This window comes from Streptomyces sp. 142MFCol3.1, assembly GCF_000424945.1.
GTDB classification, from domain to species: Bacteria; Actinomycetota; Actinomycetes; order Streptomycetales; family Streptomycetaceae; genus Streptomyces; species Streptomyces siamensis.
On sequence record NZ_AUKV01000091.1, the window covers coordinates 1 to 1,880 of the forward strand.

1 rRNA gene is annotated in these 1,880 nt (G+C 56.6%); it reads left to right on the forward strand.

The features are described 5' to 3' along the window. Positions 1-1,880 (forward strand): 23S ribosomal RNA (locus tag H305_RS0143590); the annotation flags it as partial.

Sequence of the window (1,880 nt, forward strand, 5' to 3'; positions counted from 1 at the left end):
CTCGTGACTGCGTGCCTTTTGAAGAATGAGCCTGCGAGTTTGCGGTGTGTTGCGAGGTTAACCCGTGTGGGGAAGCCGTAGCGAAAGCGAGTCCGAATAGGGCGATTTAGTAGCGCGCTCAAGACCCGAAGCGGAGTGATCTAGCCATGGGCAGGTTGAAGCGGCTGTAAGAGGTCGTGGAGGACCGAACCCACCAGGGTTGAAAACCTGGGGGATGACCTGTGGTTAGGGGTGAAAGGCCAATCAAACTCCGTGATAGCTGGTTCTCCCCGAAATGCATTTAGGTGCAGCGTCGTGTGTTTCTTGCCGGAGGTAGAGCACTGGATAGGCGATGGGCCCTACCGGGTTACTGACCTTAGCCAAACTCCGAATGCCGGTAAGTGAGAGCGCGGCAGTGAGACTGTGGGGGATAAGCTCCATGGTCGAGAGGGAAACAGCCCAGAGCATCGACTAAGGCCCCTAAGCGTACGCTAAGTGGGAAAGGATGTGGAGTCGCACAGACAACCAGGAGGTTGGCTTAGAAGCAGCCACCCTTGAAAGAGTGCGTAATAGCTCACTGGTCTAGTGATTCCGCGCCGACAATGTAGCGGGGCTCAAGCGTACCGCCGAAGTCGTGTCATTGCAGCATGAGGGCCAACGCCCGCTGTGATGGGTAGGGGAGCGTCGTGTGCCGGGTGAAGCCGCGCCGGAAGGCAGTGGTGGACGGTTCACGAGTGAGAATGCAGGCATGAGTAGCGATACACACGTGAGAAACGTGTGCGCCGATTGACTAAGGGTTCCTGGGTCAAGCTGATCTGCCCAGGGTAAGTCGGGACCTAAGGCGAGGCCGACAGGCGTAGTCGATGGATAACCGGTTGATATTCCGGTACCCGCTGTGAAGCGTCAAACATCGAACCAGGCGATGCTAAGTCCGTGAAGCCGCCCCGGAGCCTTCGGGCAAAGGGGAGTGGTGGAGCCGACGAACCAGATCTGTAGTAGGTGAGTGATGGGGTGACGCAGGAAGGTAGTCCATCCCGGGCGGTGGTTGTCCCGGGGTAAGGGTGTAGGACGTCAGGTAGGTAAATCCGCCTGGCACATAGTCTGAGACCTGATGCCGAGCCGATTGTGGTGAAGTGGATGATCCTATGCTGTCGAGAAAAGCCTCTAGCGAGTTTCATGGCGGCCCGTACCCTAAACCGACTCAGGTGGTCAGGTAGAGAATACCGAGGCGTTCGGGTGAACTATGGTTAAGGAACTCGGCAAAATGCCCCCGTAACTTCGGGAGAAGGGGGGCCATCACTGGTGAGGGAACTTGCTTCCTGAGCTGGGGGTGGCCGCAGAGACCAGCGAGAAGCGACTGTTTACTAAAAACACAGGTCCGTGCGAAGCCGTAAGGCGATGTATACGGACTGACGCCTGCCCGGTGCTGGAACGTTAAGGGGACCGGTTAGTCACTCTTCGGGGTGGCGAAGCTGAGAACTTAAGCGCCAGTAAACGGCGGTGGTAACTATAACCATCCTAAGGTAGCGAAATTCCTTGTCGGGTAAGTTCCGACCTGCACGAATGGCGTAACGACTTCTCGACTGTCTCAACCATAGGCCCGGTGAAATTGCACTACGAGTAAAGATGCTCGTTTCGCGCAGCAGGACGGAAAGACCCCGGGACCTTTACTACAGTTTGATATTGGTGTTCGGTTCGGCTTGTGTAGGATAGGTGGGAGACTTTGAAGCGGCAGCGCCAGCTGTTGTGGAGTCGTCGTTGAAATACCACTCTGGTCGTGCTGGATGTCTAACCTGGGTCCGTGATCCGGATCAGGGACAGTGTCTGATGGGTAGTTTAACTGGGGCGGTTGCCTCCCAAAGAGTAACGGAGGCGCCCAAAGGTTCCCTCAGCCTGGTTGG